The 23,306-nt window shown below is 60.7% G+C and carries 21 protein-coding genes; 20 read left to right on the top strand and 1 reads right to left on the bottom strand.

Annotated features, from left to right (window positions below; genetic code table 11):
* Positions 1-96 precede the first annotated feature (96 nt).
* The 19 genes from N554_RS0119490 (at position 97) to N554_RS0119400 (ending at position 21,495) form a co-directional block, all read left to right on the top strand.
* The gene (locus tag N554_RS0119490; RefSeq protein WP_029585002.1) at positions 97-2,460 is read left to right on the top strand and encodes a xanthine dehydrogenase family protein molybdopterin-binding subunit; all 2,364 of its coding nucleotides are present in this window, start codon (positions 97-99) and stop codon (positions 2,458-2,460) included.
* Complete coding sequence (locus N554_RS0119485) at positions 2,457-3,296, top strand: FAD binding domain-containing protein (protein ID WP_029585001.1); 840 nt, start codon at positions 2,457-2,459, stop codon at positions 3,294-3,296. Before N554_RS0119490 ends, N554_RS0119485 begins: the two co-directional genes overlap by 4 nt.
* A complete protein-coding gene (locus tag N554_RS0119480; RefSeq protein ID WP_029585000.1) occupies positions 3,293-4,516 on the top strand; it encodes a xanthine dehydrogenase family Fe-S subunit in 1,224 nt (407 codons plus the stop codon). The genes N554_RS0119485 and N554_RS0119480 overlap by 4 nt, the downstream gene beginning before the upstream one ends.
* Positions 4,517-4,620: 104 nt before the next feature.
* Complete coding sequence (locus tag N554_RS0119475; protein ID WP_029584999.1) at positions 4,621-5,397, top strand: LamB/YcsF family protein; 777 nt, start codon at positions 4,621-4,623, stop codon at positions 5,395-5,397.
* Between the two features lie 40 nt (positions 5,398-5,437).
* Positions 5,438-6,100 carry an NADPH-dependent F420 reductase gene (npdG, locus tag N554_RS0119470; protein ID WP_029584998.1) on the top strand — a complete coding sequence of 221 codons (663 nt, stop codon included), beginning with the start codon at positions 5,438-5,440 and terminating at the stop codon, positions 6,098-6,100.
* Positions 6,101-6,109: 9 nt separating this feature from the next.
* Positions 6,110-6,877, top strand: coding sequence for a coenzyme F420-0:L-glutamate ligase (gene cofE / locus N554_RS0119465; protein WP_029584997.1), 768 nt, complete (start codon positions 6,110-6,112; stop codon positions 6,875-6,877).
* Entirely contained in the window at positions 6,874-7,869 is a 996-nt protein-coding gene (gene cofD, locus N554_RS0119460) for a 2-phospho-L-lactate transferase (protein ID WP_029584996.1), read from the top strand. Before cofE ends, cofD begins: the two co-directional genes overlap by 4 nt.
* The gene (gene cofC, locus N554_RS0119455; protein WP_051677580.1) at positions 7,869-8,576 is read left to right on the top strand and encodes a 2-phospho-L-lactate guanylyltransferase; all 708 of its coding nucleotides are present in this window, start codon (positions 7,869-7,871) and stop codon (positions 8,574-8,576) included. Before cofD ends, cofC begins: the two co-directional genes overlap by 1 nt.
* On the top strand, positions 8,576-10,987 hold the full coding sequence (gene cofH, locus N554_RS0119450; RefSeq protein WP_029584994.1) for a 5-amino-6-(D-ribitylamino)uracil--L-tyrosine 4-hydroxyphenyl transferase CofH: 2,412 nt from the start codon (positions 8,576-8,578) through the stop codon (positions 10,985-10,987). Before cofC ends, cofH begins: the two co-directional genes overlap by 1 nt.
* Before the next feature lie 69 nt (positions 10,988-11,056).
* Positions 11,057-12,550: a pyridoxal-phosphate dependent enzyme gene (locus N554_RS0119445; RefSeq protein ID WP_029584993.1), complete on the top strand. Its 1,494-nt coding sequence runs from the start codon at positions 11,057-11,059 to the stop codon at positions 12,548-12,550.
* A gap of 26 nt (positions 12,551-12,576) precedes the next feature.
* Positions 12,577-13,548, top strand: a complete 972-nt coding sequence (locus tag N554_RS0119440; protein WP_029584992.1) for a CoA transferase subunit A — start codon at positions 12,577-12,579, stop codon at positions 13,546-13,548.
* Positions 13,541-14,311: a CoA-transferase subunit beta gene (locus N554_RS0119435; RefSeq protein WP_029584991.1), complete on the top strand. Its 771-nt coding sequence runs from the start codon at positions 13,541-13,543 to the stop codon at positions 14,309-14,311. The genes N554_RS0119440 and N554_RS0119435 overlap by 8 nt, the downstream gene beginning before the upstream one ends.
* Positions 14,312-14,330: 19 nt before the next feature.
* Entirely contained in the window at positions 14,331-15,293 is a 963-nt protein-coding gene (locus N554_RS0119430; protein WP_029584990.1) for an LLM class flavin-dependent oxidoreductase, read from the top strand.
* Between the two features lie 26 nt (positions 15,294-15,319).
* Complete coding sequence (locus N554_RS0119425; RefSeq protein WP_029584989.1) at positions 15,320-16,687, top strand: L-serine ammonia-lyase; 1,368 nt, start codon at positions 15,320-15,322, stop codon at positions 16,685-16,687.
* A gap of 156 nt (positions 16,688-16,843) precedes the next feature.
* On the top strand, positions 16,844-17,995 hold the full coding sequence (locus N554_RS0119420) for an ABC transporter substrate-binding protein (protein WP_029584988.1): 1,152 nt from the start codon (positions 16,844-16,846) through the stop codon (positions 17,993-17,995).
* A gap of 93 nt (positions 17,996-18,088) precedes the next feature.
* A complete protein-coding gene (locus N554_RS0119415) occupies positions 18,089-18,961 on the top strand; it encodes a branched-chain amino acid ABC transporter permease (RefSeq protein ID WP_029584987.1) in 873 nt (290 codons plus the stop codon).
* Positions 18,958-19,980, top strand: a complete 1,023-nt coding sequence (locus N554_RS0119410; protein ID WP_051677579.1) for a branched-chain amino acid ABC transporter permease — start codon at positions 18,958-18,960, stop codon at positions 19,978-19,980. Before N554_RS0119415 ends, N554_RS0119410 begins: the two co-directional genes overlap by 4 nt.
* Entirely contained in the window at positions 19,980-20,804 is an 825-nt protein-coding gene (locus N554_RS0119405; RefSeq protein ID WP_051677578.1) for an ABC transporter ATP-binding protein, read from the top strand. The genes N554_RS0119410 and N554_RS0119405 overlap by 1 nt, the downstream gene beginning before the upstream one ends.
* On the top strand, positions 20,791-21,495 hold the full coding sequence (locus tag N554_RS0119400; protein ID WP_029584984.1) for an ABC transporter ATP-binding protein: 705 nt from the start codon (positions 20,791-20,793) through the stop codon (positions 21,493-21,495). Before N554_RS0119405 ends, N554_RS0119400 begins: the two co-directional genes overlap by 14 nt.
* Positions 21,496-21,517: 22 nt before the next feature.
* Here the strand turns inward: N554_RS0119400 and N554_RS0119395 are convergent, their stop codons facing one another.
* Positions 21,518-21,997, bottom strand: coding sequence for an Lrp/AsnC family transcriptional regulator (locus tag N554_RS0119395; RefSeq protein ID WP_029584983.1), 480 nt, complete (start codon positions 21,995-21,997; stop codon positions 21,518-21,520).
* 102 nt (positions 21,998-22,099) lie between these two features.
* Between N554_RS0119395 and N554_RS0119390 the strand changes: the two genes are divergently transcribed.
* Positions 22,100-23,302 carry a diaminopropionate ammonia-lyase gene (locus N554_RS0119390; protein ID WP_029584982.1) on the top strand — a complete coding sequence of 401 codons (1,203 nt, stop codon included), beginning with the start codon at positions 22,100-22,102 and terminating at the stop codon, positions 23,300-23,302.
* Positions 23,303-23,306 lie beyond the last annotated feature (4 nt).

Here is a 23,306-nt window from a genome sequence, read left to right as displayed (position 1 = left end):
CAACGCTTGGGAATGCGAGCGTCCGCAAACGAACTCTTGCTATCATCCTAGAAATAGGATGAATCTAGAGGAGCAGGTGTTCTATGGGAGCTCAGCATGGCCGGCCAGGGGATTGGCGCAAGTCTGCTTCGCAAGGAAGATGATCGGTTCCTGCGGGGGCGCGGAGAGTTCGTCGCCGATATCCGTCTGCCCGGGCTGCGCGATGTGGCGTTTGTCCGCAGTCCGGTCGCACATGCCCGGATTCGCGGCATCAGGATCCCGCCGCAGTACAAGGACGTTGTTTTCACGGCCGCCGATCTCAAGGACGTCAAGCCGATCCGGGCGGTGTCCGGGTTGCCGGGTTTCAAGGCATCGGAGCAGCCGATCCTGGCATTTGAAAAGGTCCGCCAGGTCGGCGAATTGATCGCGATTTGCGTCGCCGATACGCGCGCCGAGGCCGAAGACATCGCCGCCGCCGTGGAAGTCGATTTCGAGGAACTGCCGGCCGTCCATGACATGCTGCAGGCGAGGCAGCCTGATTCCGCGTTGCTCCACGAGCACTGGGGAGACAATGTCTTTCTGGAGACGTTCGTCGATATCAATATGGAGGCAGCGTTCGACGCGCCGATCAAGATAACCCGCGAGATTTCCACGGCGCGCCAGAGTATGGCGCCGATGGAAGGCCGCGGAACGGTTGCGGTCTGGCACAACCGGATGGACCAACTCGTGCTCCACACCGGCAACCAGCAGCCCCATATCGTGCGCAATGGGCTCGCGGAATGCCTGGGAATCGAGCAGCTCCAGATTCGAATCATCTCTCCGGATGTCGGCGGCGGTTTTGGCTATAAGGGGATTTTGCTGACCGAGGATGTTTGTCTTGGCTGGCTCGCGATGCGTTGCGGCCACCCGGTTCGCTGGATCGAGGACCGGCGCGAGCATTTGACCGCGGGCGCCAATTGCCGCGAACATTACTACAAGATCACCGTCTATGCGGATCGCGACGGCAAGCTGCGTGGCGTCGAGTGCGAGGCAACGGTCGATTCGGGAGCCTATTCGTCGTACCCGTTCTCGGCCTGTCTCGAAGCCGCGCAGGTCGCCAGTATTCTGCCGGGGCCTTACGATTTTCCGTCCTATCGATGCCGCACGTGGTCTGTTGCGACCAACAAATGTCCGATCCTGCCTTATCGCGGCGTGGCCAGAACCGGCGTCTGCTATGCGATCGAATTGATGATGGACGCCATCGCGCGTGAGGCCGGGCTTGAGCCCTATGAAGTGCGTCTCAAGAACCTGGTGCGACCGGATCAGATGCCGTTCGACAACATCACCAAGAAGCATTTTGACAGTGGCGACTATCCGGAGGCGCTGCGGCAGGCGCTGGCGAAGATCGACCTGCCTGGCATTCGCGAACGGCAAAAGAAGGCCGAGCCGGATGGGCGTCTGATCGGCGTCGGTCTTTCAATCTATTGCGAACAGGGTGCCCACGGAACGTCTGTCTATGCCGGATGGGGTATCCCGATGGTGCCGGGACACGAGCAGGCCACGGCGCGGATGACGCCGGATGGCGGCCTGGAACTGCGCGTCGGCGTTCACTCGCACGGTCAGAGCATGGAGACCACGCTTCCGCAGGTCGCCAACGAGATTCTCGGAATAGATGTCGCCAAGATCAAGCTCGTTCACGGCGATACCGAATACACGCCGTACTCCACCGGAAGCTGGGGTTCTCGCTGTGCCGTGATGGCAGGCGGCGCCGTCGCAACGGCATCGAAGGAGGTGGCCGGTCTGGCGATGCGTATTGGCGCGCATCTGCTTCAGGTAGATTTCGATCAGGTGAAACTGGTCGATGGCTCGGTGGTCGGACCCGCCGGCAGTGTCACCTTGCAGGAAATCGCGCACACCTGGTATCGGCGCCCGCAGGATCTTCCGCCCTCGGTCGATCCGCGCGGCCTGGAATCGACCATCGGCTACAAACCGGTGCGTGACTCCGGAACGTTCAGCTACGCGGCGCATATCGCCGTCGTCGCCGTCGATCCGGAAATGGGAGACATCGAGATCATCGACTACGTTATCGTTGAGGACGGCGGCAAGCTGATCAACCCGATGGTCGTCGATGGACAGATTTATGGTGGTCTCGCGCAAGGCATCGGAACGGCGCTCTATGAGGAAATGAATTTCGATTCCTCCGGCCAGCCTCTGGCATCGACGTTCGCCGACTATCTTCTGCCCGGCCCGACCGAAGTGCCGGCGCCAAAGCTGGGCCATATGGAGACGCTCGCGCCGTACACGCAGTTTGGCGTCAAAGGCATTGGCGAGGGCGGCGCCATCGCCCCGCCGGCGGCGATCGGAAATGCGGTCAATGATGCGCTCAAATCCTACGGCGTCGAGTTGCTCCAATCGCCGATGACGCCGCGTCGCGTGCTCGAGGCGATCGAGGAGGCCAGGAACAAGCGAAACAAGAGGATGCCTGAAGGAGTGTCCGCGTGAAACCGGTCAATTTCGACTATGCGCGTCCCGGTGAAGTCAGCGGGGCGCTCAAGCTGATCGCCGACGAGGGCCTGACGGTCAAGATCGTCGCCGGCAGCCAGTCGCTCGGCCCGATGCTCAACATGCGGTTGGTGCAGCCCGATCTGCTGGTCGATATCACGGGGATCGAGGAACTTCGCCGCTTCGACGAGCGGCCCGACGAGATCGAGTTTGGCGCCTGCATCACCCACGCCGATATCGAGGACTTGCGCATCCCCGACGTCACGTGCGGCGCGCTGCCCAGCGTTGCCCGCGGCATCGCCTATCGCGCCGTGCGCAATCGTGGCACCGTCGGCGGCAGCCTGACCCACGCCGACCCTTCCGCGGACTGGCATTCGATCATGGCTGCGCTCGGCGCGAAGGTGGTGTTGCGCGGCCCGGCGGGCGAGCGGACGATTCCGGTGGAGGACTATATGCTCGGTGCGCTCGAGGCCGATTTGGGCCCGGGAGAGATGTTGGTGTCTATCAAGGTGCCGAAGCTCAGCCGATCGGCGCGCTGGGGCTATTACAAGAGTTGCCGCAAGACCGGCGAGTTTGCTCATGCGATCGGCGCATTCCTCGCCGATCCCGACCGCGGGGTCATTCGCGTGGTGATCGGGGCGACCGAAAGCCGGCCGATCGTCATCACCGACGCCGGCAACATAATTGGAGATGGACGGGCCGAACGTCTGGATGCTGCTTTTGATAGTCATGCCGTCAGCGAAGTGATCGAGGCTGCCGGAATGACCAATCCGATCGACAAGCAGACCCACATTGTTGCGTTGGGCCGGGCTCTCGAGCAGGCGCAATCAGCATGAACACAGTCAATCTCACGGTCAACGGCAAGCCGGTCAGCGCCACGATCCAGCCGCGCACGCATCTGGCGGACTTTCTGCGCGAGACCCTGAACCTGACTGGCACCCATCTGGGATGCGAGCATGGCGTCTGCGGCGCATGCACGCTTCTCGTCGATGGCGTGCCCACGCGCTCCTGCATCACGTTTGCCGTGTCCTGCGAACGCGCCGAAGTCACGACGGTTGAGGGGCTCGACAACGACGAGATCACGCGAGAGCTGCGGGCCGCCTTCAGCCAGGAGCACGGTCTGCAATGCGGTTACTGCACGCCAGGGATGATCGTCTCAGCGCGGGATGTGGTGCAGCGCATGGCTGCGCCGTCCGAGCACGATGTCCGGGTTGCGATGAGCGGAAATCTCTGCCGGTGCACCGGCTATGTCGGGATCGTGCGCGCCATTCAACGGGTGGTCGAGGCGCGCCGGGGACGCGGCATCGCTGCGATTCCCGACGGCAACCGCAAACGGCTCGGCCCGTCGGGCTCGGGCCATGCCGATCCTGCGTCGGTCGCGGAGACAGCGCGGCCCAAAGCCGTTTCGCCTGCCGCCACGAAGAAGCCGGCGAAGTCCAGTGCGCCCGCGCCGCGCAAGGATACCGACTGGAAGCCGCAGACGAGCTTCGTCCAGGGCTTTACGGTGTCCCATCCCGTCGATGTGGTCTGGGACTTCTTCGGCAACATTCCTGAAGTGGCATCCTGCCTGCCGGGTGCGTCGCTCGCGGGCGATCCGGTCGATGGTCACGTCGAGGGGCAGATCAAGGTCAAGGTCGGGCCGATCTCGGCTGAATTCCTTGGAGTTGCCGACGTCACGCGCGACGACACTACCCGCACCGGAACGATCGACGGCAGCGGCAAGGATAAGCGAAGCAATTCGTCAACTCGCGGCCTTATCGGCTACGAAGTGGTGCCGGGCGCAAACCTGGACGAAACCCGAGTCAATATCAACATCGGCTTCACGCTGACGGGCGCGCTGGCGCAGTTCAGCCGCTCGGGACTGGTTCAGGATGTGGCCGGCCGGCTGATCGGCGCATTTGTGCAAAATCTTGAGGCAAAACTCTCGCACAAGGCCGCGGGCGGCACTGGCGCCGCGCCTGTTGTCGCGGAACTGGATGCCGGAGCGCTGGTGTTTTCCGTGATTGTTTCGCGTTTCAAGGCATTGTGGGCCAAGATGACCGGACGTGGCCAATAAGGCGCCAAACGGACTAAAATCCACATTTGTATTAAGGTACTAATGATAGTACATTTCGAGGATGGGCGTCCGGGGCGGCGACGTCCGGATAGGAGGGAGGGCCGATGTCAATCGAGATCAATCTGAACGCGGATATGGCCGAAGGCTTCGGCGCCTATGACATTGGCGACGATACCAGCATTCTCAAGATTATCGGCTCCGCCAGCATTGCATGCGGATTTCATGCCGGTGATCCCTTGACCATGCACAGGGTTGTCCGCGATGCCAAGCGCGAGGGCGTATCGATTGGCGCGCATCCGGGTTTCAATGATCTGTGGGGCTTCGGCCGCCGCCGGATCGATATGCGTTCGGACGATCTGGAATACATGGTTGCCTATCAAATAGGCGCGCTGCAGGCGCTGGCGCGCTATGCCGATTCCAAGGTCACGCATTTGAAGCCGCACGGTGCGCTCAACAACATCGCCGCCGAAAACAGCGACTACGCGATGGCGATCGGGCGCGCGATCAAGGCCGTGGATCGCGATATCATCTATGTGGCTTTGGCCGGCTCTGAAATGGAGAAGGCGGGCCGCGCGCTCGGCTTGAAAGTTGCACGCGAGGGTTTCTGCGACCGTCAATACGAAGACGACGGCAACCTCACATCCCGCAAGATTGCGGGCTCGGTGATCAAGGATCCAGCCGTGGCGACCAAACAGGTGATCGATATGGTCGTGCACCGGACGATCACGTCGCGCTCCGGAAAAGCACTTCCGTGCAAAGTCGATACGCTCTGTGTACACGGCGATGAACCGACGGCCATCGCGCTTGCGAGGAGCGTGCGCGAGGGGCTCGAACGGGCAGGTGTCAAACTGGTGCCGCTGACGGAAATGAAGCTCGATTGATTGTTGTTCCCTGGCTTGTTTAAGACGAACTGGAAAATGCATGGTTGAAAATTCAAGACCCATTATCGCGATCCTCGGCGGCACCGGCGACCTCGGCTCCGGACTGGCAAAGCGCTGGCTCGCGTCCGGCTATTCGGTCGTGATAGGCTCGCGCTCAGCCGAGAAGGCGCAGGCGTTCGCGGCGGAACTGGGCGGCAATGCAACCGGAAAAGACAATGTCGAAGCAGCCCGGGCGGCCGACGTCATCATTCTGGCCGTTCCGTTTTCGAATCACGAAGCGTCGCTGCGCGAAGTAAGGGACGTCGTGCAGGGCAAGATCGTCGTCGATGCCGCCGTGCCGCTGGTGCCTCCGAAGGTATCCACCGTGCAGCTGCCGCCGGAAGGGTCAGCGGCGCAGATCGCGCAGAACCTGCTTGGCGACGGCGTCCGCGTCGTCTCGGCCTTTCACAACGTTGGCGCCAGCAAGCTGCACGAGGGAAAGCGCGCCGAATGCGACGTGCTGGTGTTCAGCAATGACAAGGAAGCGCGTGAACTGGTGATCGGGCTGGCTGACGTTGTTGCGACGCGCGGCGTCGATGGCGGCATGCTGGCGAATTCGGCGGCGGCCGAGGCGTTGACGTCGGTCCTGATCGGCATCAACCGCAAGTACAAAGTGCCAGGTGCGGGCATCCGTATCACGGGGCTTCCTTCATCCGCTGCGTAGTCGGACGTCATGGTCAAGAGCGTCAGCTATCTCGCCGTGCCGGGAATACCGCAAGTCGAGCCCGGCGATCAACTCGCCGGTGTCATCGCCGATGCGATCATCGCGGCCGGACTTTCGCTCGAAGATGGCGACATCGTCGTCATCGCGCAAAAGATCGTGTCCAAGGCGGAAGGGCGCTACGTCTATCTCAGGGACGTCGTGCCGTCGGAAGCGGCCCGGGCGCTCGGCGAGAAGATCGAAAAGGATGCGCGATACGTCGAGGTCGTGCTCTCGGAGTCGGACGAAGTCGTCCGCTCCTGGCCCAACGTCCTGATCGTCGCCCATCGTCTGGGGTTCGTGATGGCCAATGCGGGCGTGGATCATTCGAACATCAGCCAGTCCAGCGACAACGAGCGTGTGCTGCTGCTGCCGAGCGATCCCGACGGATCCGCCGCCGTTCTCAAGGCGCACTTCGACGACAGGTTCGGCGTCAACAGCGGTGTCATCATCAACGACAGCTTCGGACGCCCCTGGCGCAACGGCGTTGTCGGTGTGGCCTTGGGAGCCGCCGGCGTGCCGTCATTGATCGACCTGATTGGCGCGCCCGACATGTTCGGGCGGCCGATGCAGGTGACGGAAGTGGCGGTCGCCGATGAAATCGCCGCGGGCGCCTCATTGATCATGGGGCAGGCCGACGAGGGGCTGCCTGTCGTCATCGTGCGCGGTCTCGAATTCTCGGCCGCAGCGCGACCCGCCTCGTCGCTGGTCCGCTCACGCGAGAAGGACAAATTCAGATGAACGCCACCCGTCCCCCGTCGTCATGCGCTCCAAGGCTGCTGGCATTGTGCGGCGGCGTCGGCGGCGCGAAGCTCGCGCTTGGTCTGGAGCGCCTCTATGGTGAAGCCGTAAGCATCGTCGTCAACACCGGTGACGATTTCGAGCATCTCGGTCTTCACGTTTCGCCCGATATCGACACCGTGCTGTATACCCTCGGTGGCCGCAGCGATCTCGAGCGCGGATGGGGGCGGGCCGGGGAGACCTGGCAGTTCATGAAGGCCTTGCATGAACTCGGCGGCGAGACCTGGTTTCAGCTCGGTGACCGCGATCTTGCGATGCATGTGGAGCGGACGCGCCAGTTGCGTGCGAACGTTTCCCTGACCGATATCACGCGCGATATCGCGGAGAAATTCGGCATCGCGGCGACGATCCTGCCGATGTCCGACGATCGCGTCGAAACCACGGTGATCACGGCCAATGCAGCGATGCCGTTCCAGCGCTATTTCGTCGAGAAGCAATGCACGCCGGTGGTCAAGCGCATTGAGTTCAGGGGCGCGGAGCGCGCCAGCGCGTCGGATGCCGTGCTGGCGGCGCTGCGAAATCCCGGTCTCGAAGCCATCATCATCTGTCCGTCCAATCCTTATTTGAGCATCGATCCGATCCTGTCGATTCGGAACTTGCGCAGCGCCCTGAAAGAAGCGGCTGTTCCCATCGTCGTCGTCTCGCCGCTGATCGGCGGCCAGGCCGTGAAGGGCCCGACGGCGAAGATCATGGCGGAACTGGGCGTGCCTGCGGAATCGCGCGCGCTGGTCGCGCATTATGCGGGACTGATCGACGGCATCGTCATCGATGAGCAGGATCGTGCCGACGCGGCCGGGCTCGGTTTACCGGTGTGCGTGGCGCCGACCCTGATGAGAAATCTTGAGGATCGCACGAGGTTGGCGCGAACGACCGCCGAGTTCGCGATAAAATTGACGGCGCGTGCGTCGCAGACATCCGGAGGAGCTTCTTGATGGCATCGCAGCATTGCAGCGAAAATCAGGTCTGGGCGATTGTTCCGGCCAAGCGTTTCAGTCAGGCCAAATCACGCCTCGCGGCGGTGTTGACCACCTCCGAACGCGCACGCCTTGCGCGCGCAATGCTGCATGACGTCATGACGGTTCTGAGCAGTGTCGACGAGCTTGCCGGGATTCTCGTGGTGTCCTGCGATCCGGCGGTTGCGGAGGCCGTTCGTCCTTTCGGCGCCGAGATCCTCAATGACGTCCCGGAAACCGGCGTGAATGATGCCGTCCGGGCAGGGCTGAACGCGCTTTCCAGCCAACGGATGGCCGGCGCGATGATTGTCCCCGGAGATGTGCCCTTCGTTACCGCGGCGGAAGTACGCGACGTCTTGCGTGCGATGGAGGATCGGGCGGTTGTTCTGGCGCCAGCGCTGCGCGATGGCGGAACGAACTGTCTTGCGATGACCTATCCTTACGCGATCCAGCCGTGCTTCGGCGACGGCAGTTTCAGCGGGCATCTGACGGCAGCACGCCGTATGGGCGCCACCTGCGAGATTTGTCATCTCGATAGCCTCGGACACGACATCGATTGTCCCGATGATCTGGTGGCCGCTCCCCGACGGTCGGGGTCGCGGACATCGGATCTGCTTGACGAACTGAACTTAGTACACGCGCGCGTGGGACCGCCCGTCCTGCAAAGTCTGGGAGGGCAGCTATAATGGCTGTATCCGTTTTGCAGAATTTCTCGTCAAACCGGCGGCTGACCCGGGCAGAAGCGATCTCGCTGATCCAGGAGCCGGATCTCGGTGCATTGATGTACGCCGCGGCGGAGCGCCGGGATCTGGCGCACGGGCATCAGATCTCATATTCGCGCAAGGTCTTCATTCCGCTGACGCAGTTGTGCCGCGACGTCTGTCACTATTGCACCTTTGCCCACCCGCCGCGGCCCGGTGAAAAAGCTTTCCTGTCGATCGAGCAAATGGTCGCGATCGCACAGGCCGGCAAGGCCACCGGATGCAAGGAAGCGCTGTTCACGCTCGGCGACAAGCCGGAACTGCGTTACCGCGCCGCGCGGGAAGAACTCGAAAAGCTTGGCCACGCCACGACGCTGTCCTATCTGGCCGAAGCCGCGCGTGCCGTGTTCCGCGAGACCGGCCTGTTGCCGCACATCAATCCAGGCCTGATGACGGGCGAAGACATTGCAGACTTGCGCCGCGTGTCGGTATCACAGGGCATCATGCTGGAAAGCATATCCGAGCGCCTGATGGTTACGGGTGCGGCGCATCACGGCTCGCCGGACAAACAGCCGGCCGCGCGGCTGGAGACCATCCGCATCGCGGGAGAGCACGCCGTTCCCTTCACTTCCGGCATTTTGATCGGCATCGGTGAAACGCGCGAGGAGCGGATCGACTCGCTTTTGGCGCTGCGCGATCTCAACGACGCGCACGGTCACCTGCAGGAAGTGATTGTGCAGAACTTCCGGCCGAAACCCGGAACCCGCATGGCGCATGCTGCAGCACCTGACCTCGACGATCATCTCTGGACGATCGCGATAGCGCGGCTGATCTTCGAGCCAAGCATGAATATTCAGGCGCCGCCGAACTTGAGTTCCGGAGCGCTCGGTCCCCTGGTTGCCGCCGGGATCAACGATTGGGGCGGCGTGTCGCCAGTAACTCCGGATCACGTCAACCCCGAGGCGCCGTGGCCGCATCTGCGTGTGCTTGAGGCCGCGACGCGGGCGGCCGGGAAGGATCTGGTCGAGCGTCTCGCCATCTATCCGGCCTATGCCCAATATCCGGATCGGTGGATCGACAAGGGTCTGCGCAAGGCGGTGCTGGACCTGGTTGACGGCGAAGGTTCGCCGCGGACCGATGATTGGTGTCCGGGCAGCACCGGATCTTTGCCGGCGCGTGAGGTCGGCCTGCTCGAGAAGGCATGGCAGGTGGTGACGCCATCCCGGCTTGGGCCTGTGCTGGCCAAGGCGCAGCGGGGCCACGCGCTGAACGAAGGGGAGATTGTCGATCTGTTTCGCGCGCGCGGCGACGGGTTTTCGGCGATATGCCGCGCGGCCGACGATATCCGGCAGCACATGAACGGCGACACCGTGAGTTACGTCGTCACGCGCAACATCAACTACACCAATATCTGCTCGTTCAAGTGCCAGTTCTGCGCCTTCTCCAAGGGCAAGATGAGCGAAAACCTGCGGGGCAAACCCTACGATCTTGGCATGGAAGAGATCGCGCGGCGGGCGAGCGAGGCGTGGGCACGGGGTGCTTCGGAAGTATGCATGCAGGGCGGTATCCATCCGTCCTACACCGGCGATAAATATGTCGAGATTTGCCGCGAGGTGAAGGCGGCGGCGCCGGACATCCACGTCCACGCGTTTTCTCCGCTCGAAGTCCATCAGGGCGCGCAGACCCTCAATATACCCGTGACCGAATTCCTGCTCCGGCTCAAGGAAGCCGGGCTCGGAACGTTGCCTGGGACGGCCGCAGAAATTCTCGACGACGAGGTGCGCGAGGTTCTCTGTCACGACAAGATACGGACCGGCGAATGGCTCGACGTCATGCGCGCTGCGCACCGCCTCGGCTTCCGCTCGACCGCCACGATCATGTTCGGACATATGGAGCGTTACGAACACTGGGCGCGGCATCTTCAGCGGATCCGCGACCTTCAGATCGAAACCGGTGGCTTCACGGAATTCGTCCCGCTGCCCTTTGTTCACATGGAAGCGCCGATCTATCTCAAGGGCCGAGCCCGGCGCGGTCCCACGTTCCGCGAAACCATCCTGATGCACGCCGTCGCGCGGCTGGTGCTGCATCCGCATATTCCGAACATCCAGGCATCCTGGGTCAAACTCGGCGCGGAAGGCGTGCGTTGGTGCTTGTCGGCCGGCGTCAATGACCTCGGCGGCACCTTGATGGATGAAACCATCTCGCGGTCAGCCGGTGCGTCGCACGGGCAGGAGATGACGCCACAGGCTATGGAAGCGATCATTCGTTCGGCAGGTCGTCTGTCGCGCCAGCGAACGACGCTCTACGCAACGGCCAATGACAGCCTTCGAGATCGCTCGTTCGCAGCCGCTGATGTGGACCGCGCCGCGGCTGCAGATGCGACGCGGGCCCACTAACAAAAATCGGTGGGCCGCTCGACTTCCTAACATACTAATGATAGCACCAATCCTGTATAGAGGTGTTTTATGAGTCTTGCTGTCGTCCGTCCGGAAGTTATCGACGCTAGGGCGCGGGATCTTGCCGCAGCATACGCGCGGAAAGTCGGTGTTGTGTTGCCGACGTTCTCGCAACTGGCGGATGCCGGCTCGATTCCATCGAAAATATCGGGTTCGCTCGCGGGCACCGGTGCGGATCAGCCGGACGCCAAAAATCTATGGCGCATCAACTGGTACAATGGCGCTGACCGCACGAGCCGGGCGGATGTGCCCGGCTATATCGTGCTGCCCCCCGAGTTGACCGGGGTGAGGGCGCCGATTCTGGTCATGCTCGGCTGCCGGTTTCCCATGATCGGCGCGCACAAGGTGCTGCCGGCCTATTCCGCGCTCGCGGCACAATTGGTGTCGGGGCGTTTCGATCCCTCGCATCATCGGGCGGTATGGCCGTCGACCGGAAATTACTGCCGCGGCGGTGTCGCCGTGTCCCGCGTCCTGGGCTGCCGCGGAATAGCGGTGCTGCCTGCTGGCATGAGCCGCGAGCGGTTCGATTGGCTCGAGAAATGGGTCACCCATCCCGACGACATCATCCGCACGGCAGGTACGGAAAGCAACGTCAAGGAAATCTACGACAAATGCGCGGAGCTTGAGAGCGATCCGCAGAACGTCATCCTGAATCAGTTCTCGTCGTTCTCGAACTACATCATTCATTATGCCTGCACGGGTCAAGCATGCGAGCAAGCCTTCTCGGATATGCAAGGCAAGACCGCCAAGGCGCGGCTGGCCGCCTTCGTTTCGGCAACAGGATCCGCCGGAACCATCGCCGCCGGTGATTATCTCAAGAAGCGTTATGGCACAAAGGTCGCGGCGGTCGAGGCGATCGAATGTCCGACCATGCTCTCGAACGGGTATGGCGAGCACAACATTCAGGGCATCGGCGACAAGCACATTCCGTTCATCCACAATGTCATGAACACCAATGTCGCGATCGGCGTTTCCGATCGTGTCAGCGATCGCCTCAACGTGCTGTTCGGGAACGAGGTCGGCCGCAGATATCTTCAGAATCGCCGCAAGCTCGATGCCCGGCTTATTGCTGCTTTCGACGGTGTCGGAATTTCCGGTTTTGCCAATATCGTCGCGTCGATCAAGCTCGCCAAGCACCTCGATTACGGTCCCGACGATGTGATCGTGACCATCGCGACCGATAGTGCTGCGCTCTACCAGAGCGAGCGGGAGATGTATGTCGCCAAGCACTATGACGGCAAATTCGATGAGGTGAATGCCGGGGAGATTTTCGGCGCCGCTCTGGAGTCCACCACGGACGATCACGTGGAGGAACTGACCCATGCCTCGCGCCGGCGCATCTTCAACCTCGGCTACTACACCTGGGTCGAGCAGCAGGGCATCAGTGCCGAAGACTTCGACGTCCGGAAAGATCAGTCGTTCTGGGAAGGTCTCGTCGCCGATATCCCGGTTTGGGACCGCCTGATCGAGCAATTCAACGAAAAGGCCGGCGTCGCCGCATGATGCAGACCAGTGCGAACAAGGAGAGAATGAACGTGGAACCCGGTACGGTTCAATCTTACGAAGAGCTTCGAGGCCGGCTCGCCCGGCGCGATCGCAGTCTTCGTGAAAAGGTCGTGACGCTTGAACAGGCGGCATCCTTTGTCAGCGACGGCATGTCTGTGGGAATCGGCGGGTCGACCATGTCGCGCACGCCGATGGCGTTGATCTGGCAGCTGATCCGCGCCGGAAAGAAGGATCTGTCCTGCTCGCGTTGCATCGTCTCGACCGACGGCGATCTGCTGTTCGGCTCCGGCGCGGCCAATCACATCGAAACCAGCTGGTTCGCGCAGGGCATCCTCTGGGGCTTGTCGAAAGTCATGCGCCACAACGTCGAAAGCGGCGCGTGCCGTTACGACGAATGGAGCCACATGGCGATGGGCATGCGGTACCGGGCCGGCGGAATGGGCGTGCCGTTTCTCCCCATCCGCTCGATGCTGGGATCCGGCGTCGCAAAGCAGCGTCCTGAAGCCAAGGAATTCGATTGCCCGTTCACCGGCGAGAAGTTGCTGCTGGTGCCTGCCCTTAATCCTGATGTCGCGCTGATCCATGTCCAGAGGTGTGACGCGTATGGCAACGCACAGATTGACGGCCTTCAGTTCATGGACATCGACCTAGCGATGGCCGCCAATCGCGTGATCCTGACGACCGAGCGGATCGTCTCCAACGATCAGATTCGCCGCGCGCCGGATCAAACGAAAATTCCGTTCTTCTGCGTCGATGCGGTTGTCGAAGTGCCCTATGGCTCGGCGCCGCACGAGTGTTTCGGTGTCTACGAGCCGATGATGCAGCACCTTGAGATGTATGTCGCGCAGGTCAACGGCGATCCGATCGCCGGCATGAAGAAATATCTCGACGATTACGTCTATGGCCCGAAGTCGTGGACCGAATTCCTGTCGATGATCGGCGTCGGGGAGATAGTGGCTGCAAGCCGTCGTGGCCGGAGCATTTTCGATGATTGAAGCACCCAAATATACCGCATCCGAGATCATCACCGTATTGAGCGCACGACAGCTCAAGGATGGGCAGATCGTCTTTGCCGGCATTGGAACGCCGCTGCTGGCGGCGACGCTGGCGCAACGCCTGCACTGCCCCGGTCTGACAATCCTGTTCGAGGGCGGCGTCATCGGTGCGTTCGTCGAGCCCGGAAAACTTCCGCCATCGACCAACGACCAGCGCTGCACCAAGCGTGCCAACATGGTTTTGGGCAGCGCCGACGTGCTTTTGCTGCTGCAGCGCGGATATGTCGATGTTGGTTTCATGGGCGGCGCCCAGATCGACCGGTACGGCAATTTGAATTCGTCCTACATCGGCGATCCGGCCAAACCGAAAACGCGTCTGCCGGGCACCGGCGGCGGAAACGACATCGCCAGCCTGACCAACATGATTGTCGCGATGAAGCATGAGAAACGACGATTTGTGGAGAAGGTCGATTTCATCACCAGCCCCGGATTTATTCGCGGAAACAACACCCGCGCGGAGAGCGGACTGCCGGAAGGCGGCATGTTTCGCGTCATCACCGAACTGGCGGTATTCTCGTTTGACGACAATAGCCGCGAGATGAAGGTGCTGGCGCTCAATCCGGGTGTCACAAAGGAAAACCTTCAGGACAATACCGGCTTCGATCTTGTCTTTGACAAGAACGTGACCGTCACGGAGCCGCCGTCGAATCAGGAGCTAACCACACTCAGGGTTCTCGATCCTGACCGCCTCTTCATCGCGTAGAAGTTCAAGGAAAGAAGCCATGGAAATACTTTCGAACACGTTCGGCATCGCTGCCCGCAATTTCACCGCGTATCCGGAAATGCCGGACCCGAAGGGCCTGATCAAATATGGGGTGCGCGTTGAAGAACTCGGTTACGACTCGCTGTGGGTCTGGGATCACATGCTGCTTGGAGTTGAACCGAACTTCCCGATCCTCGATTCCCTGACAACGCTGACGGCGATCGCCGCCACTACCACCAAGCTCAAGGTCGGAACCGGCATTCTGGTGCTGCCGTTACGCAACCCCGTTGCACTGGCCAAGCAGTTGTCCAGCATGGATCAGTTTTCCGGCGGCCGTCTGATCATGGGCATGGCGTCAGGCTGGTACAAGCGCGAGTTTGACGCCATGGGAATTGCGTTCGAAAAGCGCGGCAAGCTGATGGACGAAAATCTGGAGATTCTCAATCGTCTCTGGTCGGAGCATATGGTTGAGGGAAAATACATGCAGCACAATATTTCCGCTGCAGTGATGTATCCGAAGCCGGCCCAGCCGCGGATTCCGATCCTGATCGGCGGCTATGTCGACAAGGTATTGCAGCGTGCGGCAACCGCAGGCGACGGCTGGCTGACATATTTCTACACGGCGGAATCCTTCACGAAATCGTGGACGAAAATCCGCAACTTCGCCAAGGAAGGTGGCAAGGATCCCGATAAGCTGCTGAACGCGTCCCAACTGCCGATCATGATCGGCAAGTCCAAGGCCGCGGTTCAGGCGGACATGCTCGACTGGCTCAACAAGGAGTGGGATTTCCCGGAGAACAGCGACTGTTCGCGGGATTCCGCGATCATGGGCTCCGCCGAAGAATGCATCGAACAGCTCAAGGCGCATCTCGATGCGGGCGTTCAGAAGATCATCTTCGTACCCTACAAGTACCAGATGGATCAGGTCGAACTGATCGCCAAGGAAGTCATTCCGCAGCTGCGAGCCCACAAGACGAAGTAATCGACCTTCCTGACCGGTTGCCGGTGATGATTAGCGTTTTTGACGTTTTCAAAGTCGGTATCGGTCCCTCGTCCTCGCATACGACGGGGCCGATGAAAGCGGCCTCGGCTTTCGTCGCGGCGCTGGATGATCGAGAGCGCGCGCAGATCAGGGGTCTGCGCGTGTTTTTGTTAGGGTCGTTGGCTTGGACCGGGAAGGGGCATGCCACCGACAAGGCGATTACGCTCGGCCTGTCGGGGCAATCCCCGGAAACGCTGGACCCCGATAAAGTCGATGAGATCGTGAAGAAGATCGCGGAGACGAGGCGCCTCGTGCTTCCGACCGGCGAGGGTCTTGCATTCGATCCGGCTCGCGACATCGTCTTCGATTTCGACACCGTCCCGTCGTCCCATCCGAATACGATGCGGTTCGTCGCCGTGGATGGCGAAGACAAGGTGCTTCGTCAGGAAGTCTGGGTTTCGGTGGGTGGCGGGTTTATCCATAGGGAAGGTGAGGGCGCCTCGGCGGCCGCGTCCGTTCCTACGCTTCCTTTTCCGTTCAGCAGCGCGGCCGATTTGACGGCGGTATCGCGGCAGTCAGGTCTGTCGATCGCCGACATCGTGCTCGCCAATGAATGCGTCCAGCGCAGCAAGGACGACGTCGTTGCAAGGCTCGATTACATTCTGACGGTGATGTTCGATTGCATCGAGCGCGGGCTGCGCACCGAGGGTGAATTGCCCGGGGGCCTGAAGGTCAAGCGCCGCGCGCGCGGTCTGCAGGCGCGATTTGAAGCTGCGCGGAGCAAGAACGCGCAATTGTCGGTGGAGGCCATGGACTTTGCCAGTCTGTTTGCGATCGCCGTCAACGAGGAAAATGCCGCAGGCGGTCGGGTCGTAACGGCTCCCACCAATGGCGCCGCAGGAGTAATACCCGCGGTGCTGCGCTACTACCTCGATTATTGCTCGGGTTCGTCCCACCAAGGCCTGAGAACGTTTCTCTTGACCGCGACCGCCATCGGCTCTCTGTTCAAGATGAACGGGTCGATCTCGGGTGCGGAAGTCGGCTGCCAGGGCGAGGTGGGCGTGGCCTGTTCGATGGCGGCGGCGGGTTTGACCGCCGCGCTCGGAGGTTCATCCGAGCAAATCGAGAACGCCGCCGAAATCGGCATGGAGCATCATTTGGGAATGACATGCGATCCGGTGGGCGGATTGGTGCAAATTCCCTGCATCGAGCGCAACGCATTCGGCGCGATCAAGGCCATCAACGCCACGTCTTTGGCTCTGAGCGGCGACGGCTCCCATCACGTCTCGCTGGACCAGGTGATCAAAACCATGATGGAAACCGGCGCCGACATGCAGGCAAAATACAAGGAAACCTCCCGCGGCGGATTGGCCGTCAATGTCCCTAATTGCTGAAAAGGATGTTTTGCCCATTTACGAGGATGTCGCATCATTCTAATGTTAGTATGATGTAGCCGCCCGCAACCGGCCACCGGCTGCCCTGCAGCAGAGATCAACTACTGAAGTTGGCATGGTGCTTGCTCGGTGGGCGGGCAAATGGAGGAGTCCGAAATGAAATCTTATACCAGACTTGTACTGCCTGTCGTCTTCGCTGCCGGGTTCGCGGCCCAGGCGTCCGCGCAAACGATCAAGATCGGCGTCAATGAGCCGCTGACCGGAGCTTTTGCCGCATCGGGGACGTATGTCGTCAACGGCGCCAAGATCGCCGCGGACGAGATCAACGCCAAGGGCGGCGTTCTCGGCAAGAAGCTTGAACTCGTCATCGAAGACAACAAGAGTAATCCGACGGAAGCGGCCGCGGTCGCGGAGAAGCTCATCTCGGGCGACAAGGTGCCGGTGATGATGGGGGCATGGGGATCCAGCCTCACGCTCGCCGTGATGCCCAAGCTGATGGAATATAAGGTGCCGATGGTCGTCGAGACCTCGTCATCGGGAAAGATCACAACCACCGGCAATCCGTACATCTTCCGCATTTCGCCGCCGTCATCGATCGAAGAGGCGGCCTTCAAGCCGATGATTTCGAAGCTTGGAATCAAGAAGGTTGATTTCCTCGTCATCAACAACGATTGGGGCCGCGGCACCGCCGATGACTTCACCAAGCTCTTCAAGGCCGAAGGCGTTCAGGTGCGTTCGGTCGAGATGATGGACCAGTCGTCGCAGGACATGAATGCGCAATTGTCCAAGATCAGGGCATCTGATGCCGACACACTGATCGTGACGGCCGCTGTCGAACAGCTGACGCTGGTTCTGAAGCAGGCCAATGCGCTTGGCCTCAAGAAGCAGATAGTCACCACGGGCGGCTCGCAGAATCCGGACCAGCTGATCGACCAGGCCGGTACTGCGGCAAATAACTCGATGCATCTCACCACGTTCTTGCCGTGGCTGCCGGATGAAACGCCGAACCCCGAAGCCACCAAGTTTTTCCTGGGTGAGTGGAAAAAGCGCGGCTTCAATTTCGCAGGCTCCACCGAAAGCTTCCGTGGCTATGACGGCATCCGCACCATCGCCGCCGCGATCGAGAAGGCTGGCAAGGCCGAGCCGGCTGCGATCACCGAAGCGCTGTGGCAGACCGAGATCAAGGGCCTGAACGGTCCGATCAAGTTCGAGAAGTGGGGACCGTCCGGTAAGGAAAGCGGACAGAGCCGTCCCAACGTCTATCTGATCAAGATCGTCGACGGCAAAGTCACACACCCGAAATCCTGAAAGCATGGCAAGCGGGGGGCAGGCGCGAGTCTTGGCCCCCGCTTGCCTTCGGATGTTCTGACCTGAAAGAATTCCAAGGACCTCGTAACTCGAATGAATGAGTTTCTTCAGCACATCGTCAACATGTTGATCCTTGGCGGTACCTATGCCTTGCTTGGGATCGGCCTCACGTTGATCTTCGGAATCATGCGCGTGGTGAACTTCGCCCATGGCGAGCTCTACACGTTTGGTGCGTATTTCGTTTATCTCGTATCCACCGTGATCGGGGTGAACTTCTTTTTGTCGCTCATCATCGCCGTGGCCTTCGGATGCATTCTCGGCGCGGCGATCGAATTTTTCCTGCTGCGCCCGATGCGCGGAGCGGACATCGACACCACGATGCTGGTGATGATCGGCGCGATGATCGTCATGCAGAATACCGAGCAATTTGTCTGGGGCGGCGTCGCGAAGTCGGTTTTGACGCCTTTCGGTGAATCGACGCTGGCGCTTGGTCCCGTTTCGGTTTCCTGGCTGCGCGTCTTCGTTTTCTTTTCGGCGCTGGCCCTGATCGCGGGGTCCTATCTTCTCATCAACCGAACCAAGATCGGCAAGGCCATGCGCGCGACGTTCCAGGATCGCGACACGGCGTCGCTCATGGGAGTCAACATTCAGGTGATCTATATGGCTACGTTTGCCATTGGATCGAGCCTGGCGGCTGCGGCTGGCGCCTTGCTTGGTCCGGTATATGTGATCTCGCCGCACATGGGTGATATCGCTTCGCTCAAGGCCTTTGCGATTGTCATTCTCGGCGGCTTGGGAAGCATCGGTGGCGCAACCATCGGCGGGTTTATCCTTGCCTTCGCCGAGGAGGTGGGTGCCGGATATATCTCGTCGGGCTATCGCGATGCGATGGGATTCTTGATCATCATCCTGGTGCTGATGTTCAAGCCGACCGGCCTGTTCGCACGATCGGAGCGAATCGGATGAGGCGGCTATTACCCCTCCTGGCGGTTCTCGCCTTCGCGTCGATTCCGCTCTGGCTCAAAGATCCCTATCTGTTAAATGCCTGCGTCACGACCGGCATCTTCATCATCGCGGCGATGAGTCTCAACCTGCTGCTGGGCTACACCGGCCAGCTGAGCCTCGGCCATGTCGCCTTCTTCGGTATTGGCGCCTATGTCAGCGCGCTCACTTCGCTGGGGTTCGATATCGAACTCTTCGGCGGCATTCGTGTGGTTCACGAACCGTGGCCGGTCTGGATCGGCTTCGTGCTCGCCGTCATCATTGCCGGGATTTGCGGTTACCTGGTCGGCAAACTGTCGTTCCGCGTACGCGGCGCGTATTTCGTCATCGTCACGATCAGTTTCGCTGAAGTGGTTCGGCTGGTCGCGCTCAACTGGGTGGAACTGACGCAAGGACCGCTCGCGCTGACGTCGATTCCGCCGTTCACGCTCGGTCTGCCCGGTCTTGGCTACCTCGATCTCTACGGCAAGGCCGCCAATTTCTATCTCGTACTGGCCATTGGCGTAGTTTGTTATGTGATCATCAGCCGTCTGACCAGATCGCGGGTCGGGCGCGCGATGGTGGCGTTGAAGGAAAACGAGTCGCTCGCGGTGTCGGTCGGCATCGACGTCACGCGCTATCTGATCCTGGCTGCCGTGACCTCTGCGGCGATCGCAGGCGCTGCCGGAAGTCTATATGCGCACTATCTGCGGATCATCGATCCGGACGTCTTCATGTTCCTCTACACCGTGACCATGGTCATCATGGTGATTACGGGAGGCAAGGGGACGCTCGCCGGTCCGATCGTGGGCGGTCTGATTTTCGGATTCATTCCGGTGGTCGCTCGCTCGTTCGCTTCTCCGGAATCGCAGTGGATCCTCTATGGCGCCCTGATGATTCTGATCGTCTTTGTGTTGCCGCAAGGCATCGTGCCGGCGATCGAGCGCTGGTTCGGCGTCGTCGATGAAAACGAGGGTCGTGCAAAGCTGGAGCCGGCGAAATAATGACTATCTCCACTCCAGCTGGTTTGGCGGCGCCGAAGCCGCGCGTGCCGGCCCTGTCGGTCGAGCACATCGCCGTGCATTTCGGCGGCCTTGTCGCGATCTCGGATTTGAACTTCGACGTCAACGAGGGCGAGGTTCTGAGCCTGATCGGGCCCAACGGCGCCGGCAAGACCACGGCGTTCAATATCATCACCGGATTCCTGAAGCCGACGAAGGGGACGGTCCGCTATCGTGGCACGTCGCTCAACGGGCTCAAGCCCCATGAGATCACCGGCCTTGGACTGGTGCGCACGTTCCAGCGCACCAGCGTGTTCCAGACCATCAGCGTGTTCCAGAATGTCATGACCGGACTTCACAGGCGCGGTCGTTCCAGCCTGTGGGACACATTGCTGGCCCTGCCGCAGGAGCGGCAGTCGGAAAAGGAGCTGAGGGACACCGCCCACGAGATCCTCAAGCTGGTCGGCGTCGAGCATCGGGCGGCGGATATCGCCGGCTCGTTGTCCTACGGCGACCAGCGCCTGCTCGGCGTCGCGCTCGCGCTGGCGGCCAATCCGACGATGCTGCTGCTTGACGAGCCGGTGTCGGGAATGAACGCCTCGGAGACCGCCGCCTTCATGCGGGTCTTGACGAAGCTGCGCGGCATGGGCGTCACCATACTACTGGTTGAACACGATATGCCCATGGTGATGGGCATATCGGATCGTATCGTGGTTATGAACTACGGCCGCCTGATCGCCGATGGACCACCCGCGGCGATCCAGGGCAATCCGGAAGTCATTCAGGCATATCTCGGGGTGGGAGCGAAAAAGCGTGCTAGAGATTAGCAATCTTGTTTGCCGCTATGGCAAGGTGGAAGCGATCAAGGGAATTTCGCTGTCCATCAAGAAGGGACAGCTCGTTGCGCTGATCGGGGCCAATGGCGCCGGCAAGAGCACAACCCTGCGCTCCATCTCGGGCGTCTTGTCTCCGACTTCCGGCCGGATCATGTTCGAAGGGCAGGACATTGCACGATGTTCGGCGCGGGAGATTCTGATGCGCGGCATCGCCCATTGTCCGGAAGGCCGGCGTATCTTTCCGGACATGACGGTCGAGGAGAACCTCGACATGGGCGCTTATCTGCGATCCGACATCGAAGGCATGAATGCCGACAAGGATCGTATCTTCACCCAGTTTCCGCGACTGGCCGAACGCCGCAGGCAGGTGGCCGGAACGATGTCCGGAGGCGAGCAGCAGATGCTGGCGATCGGTCGCGCGATCATGTCGAGGCCGAAACTGGTGATGTTCGACGAGCCTTCGCTCGGTCTTGCACCCAACATCGTCGAGCAGGTGTTCGAGATCATCGACGGTATCAGGCAGGCGGGCACGACCGTCCTGATGGTGGAGCAGAATGCCTATTCCGCCCTCGACTTGTGCGATCACGCCTATCTGATGGAGGCGGGTTCGATCGTGCTGTCTGGCAAGGGCAGCGAACTGATCGACAACGATCACATTCGCCAGGCCTATCTCGGCGGTTGATGGTGGCCGGTCGGCCGCGTGCTCAACCGCCGTGTTCGACCGGTATCGCAAGGCTGACCTTGACGCGGCTCATCGCGACATTCGTGCTGAAATGCTTCACGTTGGGATTCTCGAGAAACAACCGGTGGCTGAGCGCGGCGTATTCTTCCATGCTTGTCGCCGTGATGATGAGTATGAAATCTGCCGCGCCCGTCACGTAGTAGCACTGCTGCACTTCCGGCACCGACGCGAATTCATTCCGCGCGTTATCGAGAATGTCGGCCTGTTCGCTGTCAAGGTGTACTTCGACGATAAGCGTGATCGGGCGTCCGACAGCCGGCGGGTCCACCACCGCGACATTCGCCTGGATGATCTTTGCGTCTTCCATTCGCCGGACGCGTCGTTGCACCGCCGCCGCGGACAGATTGACCGCCTTGCCAATTTCACTAAGCGAGGTCCGGTTGTTTGCCTGAAGGCGGTCGAGGATTTTCAGATCGAAGGCATCAAGATCGTGTGTTTTCATCCGGACGGCCCCTAAACGCAAATATATTGCATAACAATCCGATAATAGCGCACAAAAATCAAAACTTGCGAGATAAGTTTGTGTCAGGAGGCAAGTCTTTACATGATTGAAGCCAACCGACACGCAGACTACGGCAAAGCGCTCAGAGCCATCGATCGCGAAATGCTGGGACCTGAGGCCGCCGCCCGGGTCACACAAATGTTGGAGCTGCTTCCGATCCATCGTGCGACTCCGCTTCGCGCGCTGGCCGACGTCGCGAAAACGCTCGGCGTCCAATCGGTTTACATCAAGGATGAGAGCCATCGTCTTGGCCTCGGAAGTTTCAAAGCGCTTGGCGGAGCCTATGCCGTCGTCTGTCTTGTGCTCGAAGAAGTAGGCCGGTTGCTCAAGCGCAACGTGGCTCCGTCGGAACTGCTGGATCCCGAGATTCGTTCACTTGTCGCGCAGATGACGGTTGGTTGCGCCACGGATGGCAATCACGGCCGCTCGGTTGCGGCGGGCGCCAATCTTGTCGGCTGCAAAGCCAGCATCTTCGTGCATGACAACGTCAACCGCGAACGTGTCGACGCCATCGCGCGGTTCGGTGCAAAACTCATTCACGTTCCCGGAAACTACGATGACGCCGTAGCTGAGGCGGAACGCGTTTGCCGTTTGGAAGGTTGGACCATCGTTTCAGATACGTCGTGGCCGGGATATGAACGCATTCCTCGCCTTGTGATGCAGGGTTACACCGCGATGGTGACGGAGGCGCTTACCCAATTGCCGAAACCGCCGACGCATGTGTTTTTGCAGGCCGGCGTGGGTGGCTTCGCCGCCTCGGTGGCCGCGAACATCTGTCTCACCCTTGGCACGGCTCGGCCGAAATTCATTATAGTTGAACCTGATCGTGCGGCATGTCTGTTCGAGAGCAATCGCGTTGGCAAACCCATCAAAATCGAGGCAAGCGAACCGACCGTGATGGCAATGCTGGAATGCTACGAACCATCCTTGCTTGCCTGGGGCGTTCTTTCGCGCGTCGCCGACGCATATATGACCTTACGCGATGAAGATGCCATTGCGGCCATGAATCAGCTTGCGCGCCCACGCGATAGCAGTGCCGCAATCATTGCGGGCGAAAGCGGAGGTGCGGGTCTCGCCGGCTTGATCGCGGTGATGCGGGACGCCAATGCGCGGACGATGCTGGATCTGAACGCCACGTCGCGCGTTCTTCTTTTCAATACCGAAGGCGCGACAGCCCCCGAAGTCTATCGCAAACTCACGAATCTAGATCCGGCGGAAATGACGTCAATGGCCGATCCGATCTGAACGT

It is taken from the genome of Bradyrhizobium sp. URHD0069 (assembly GCF_000701345.1).
Classification (GTDB): Bacteria; Pseudomonadota; Alphaproteobacteria; order Rhizobiales; family Xanthobacteraceae; genus Bradyrhizobium.
Note: the sequence above shows the minus strand (reverse complement) of the source record. Positions and strands in the feature narration are given on the sequence as shown.

Coding starts and splice junctions, on each gene's coding strand:
- N554_RS0119405 (WP_051677578.1), top strand. CDS start 19,980: ATGACTATCTCCACTCCAGCTGGTTTGGCGGCGCCGAAGCCGCGCGTG.
- N554_RS0119420 (WP_029584988.1), top strand. CDS start 16,844: ATGAAATCTTATACCAGACTTGTACTGCCTGTCGTCTTCGCTGCCGGG.
- N554_RS0119440 (WP_029584992.1), top strand. CDS start 12,577: ATGAACGTGGAACCCGGTACGGTTCAATCTTACGAAGAGCTTCGAGGC.
- cofE (WP_029584997.1), top strand. CDS start 6,110: ATGGTCAAGAGCGTCAGCTATCTCGCCGTGCCGGGAATACCGCAAGTC.
- cofC (WP_051677580.1), top strand. CDS start 7,869: ATGGCATCGCAGCATTGCAGCGAAAATCAGGTCTGGGCGATTGTTCCG.
- N554_RS0119410 (WP_051677579.1), top strand. CDS start 18,958: ATGAGGCGGCTATTACCCCTCCTGGCGGTTCTCGCCTTCGCGTCGATT.
- npdG (WP_029584998.1), top strand. CDS start 5,438: ATGGTTGAAAATTCAAGACCCATTATCGCGATCCTCGGCGGCACCGGC.
- N554_RS0119395 (WP_029584983.1), bottom strand. CDS start 21,997: ATGAAAACACACGATCTTGATGCCTTCGATCTGAAAATCCTCGACCGC.
- N554_RS0119480 (WP_029585000.1), top strand. CDS start 3,293: ATGAACACAGTCAATCTCACGGTCAACGGCAAGCCGGTCAGCGCCACG.
- cofD (WP_029584996.1), top strand. CDS start 6,874: ATGAACGCCACCCGTCCCCCGTCGTCATGCGCTCCAAGGCTGCTGGCA.
- N554_RS0119390 (WP_029584982.1), top strand. CDS start 22,100: ATGATTGAAGCCAACCGACACGCAGACTACGGCAAAGCGCTCAGAGCC.
- N554_RS0119490 (WP_029585002.1), top strand. CDS start 97: ATGGCCGGCCAGGGGATTGGCGCAAGTCTGCTTCGCAAGGAAGATGAT.
- cofH (WP_029584994.1), top strand. CDS start 8,576: ATGGCTGTATCCGTTTTGCAGAATTTCTCGTCAAACCGGCGGCTGACC.
- N554_RS0119445 (WP_029584993.1), top strand. CDS start 11,057: ATGAGTCTTGCTGTCGTCCGTCCGGAAGTTATCGACGCTAGGGCGCGG.
- N554_RS0119415 (WP_029584987.1), top strand. CDS start 18,089: ATGAATGAGTTTCTTCAGCACATCGTCAACATGTTGATCCTTGGCGGT.
- N554_RS0119435 (WP_029584991.1), top strand. CDS start 13,541: ATGATTGAAGCACCCAAATATACCGCATCCGAGATCATCACCGTATTG.
- N554_RS0119425 (WP_029584989.1), top strand. CDS start 15,320: ATGATTAGCGTTTTTGACGTTTTCAAAGTCGGTATCGGTCCCTCGTCC.
- N554_RS0119475 (WP_029584999.1), top strand. CDS start 4,621: ATGTCAATCGAGATCAATCTGAACGCGGATATGGCCGAAGGCTTCGGC.
- N554_RS0119430 (WP_029584990.1), top strand. CDS start 14,331: ATGGAAATACTTTCGAACACGTTCGGCATCGCTGCCCGCAATTTCACC.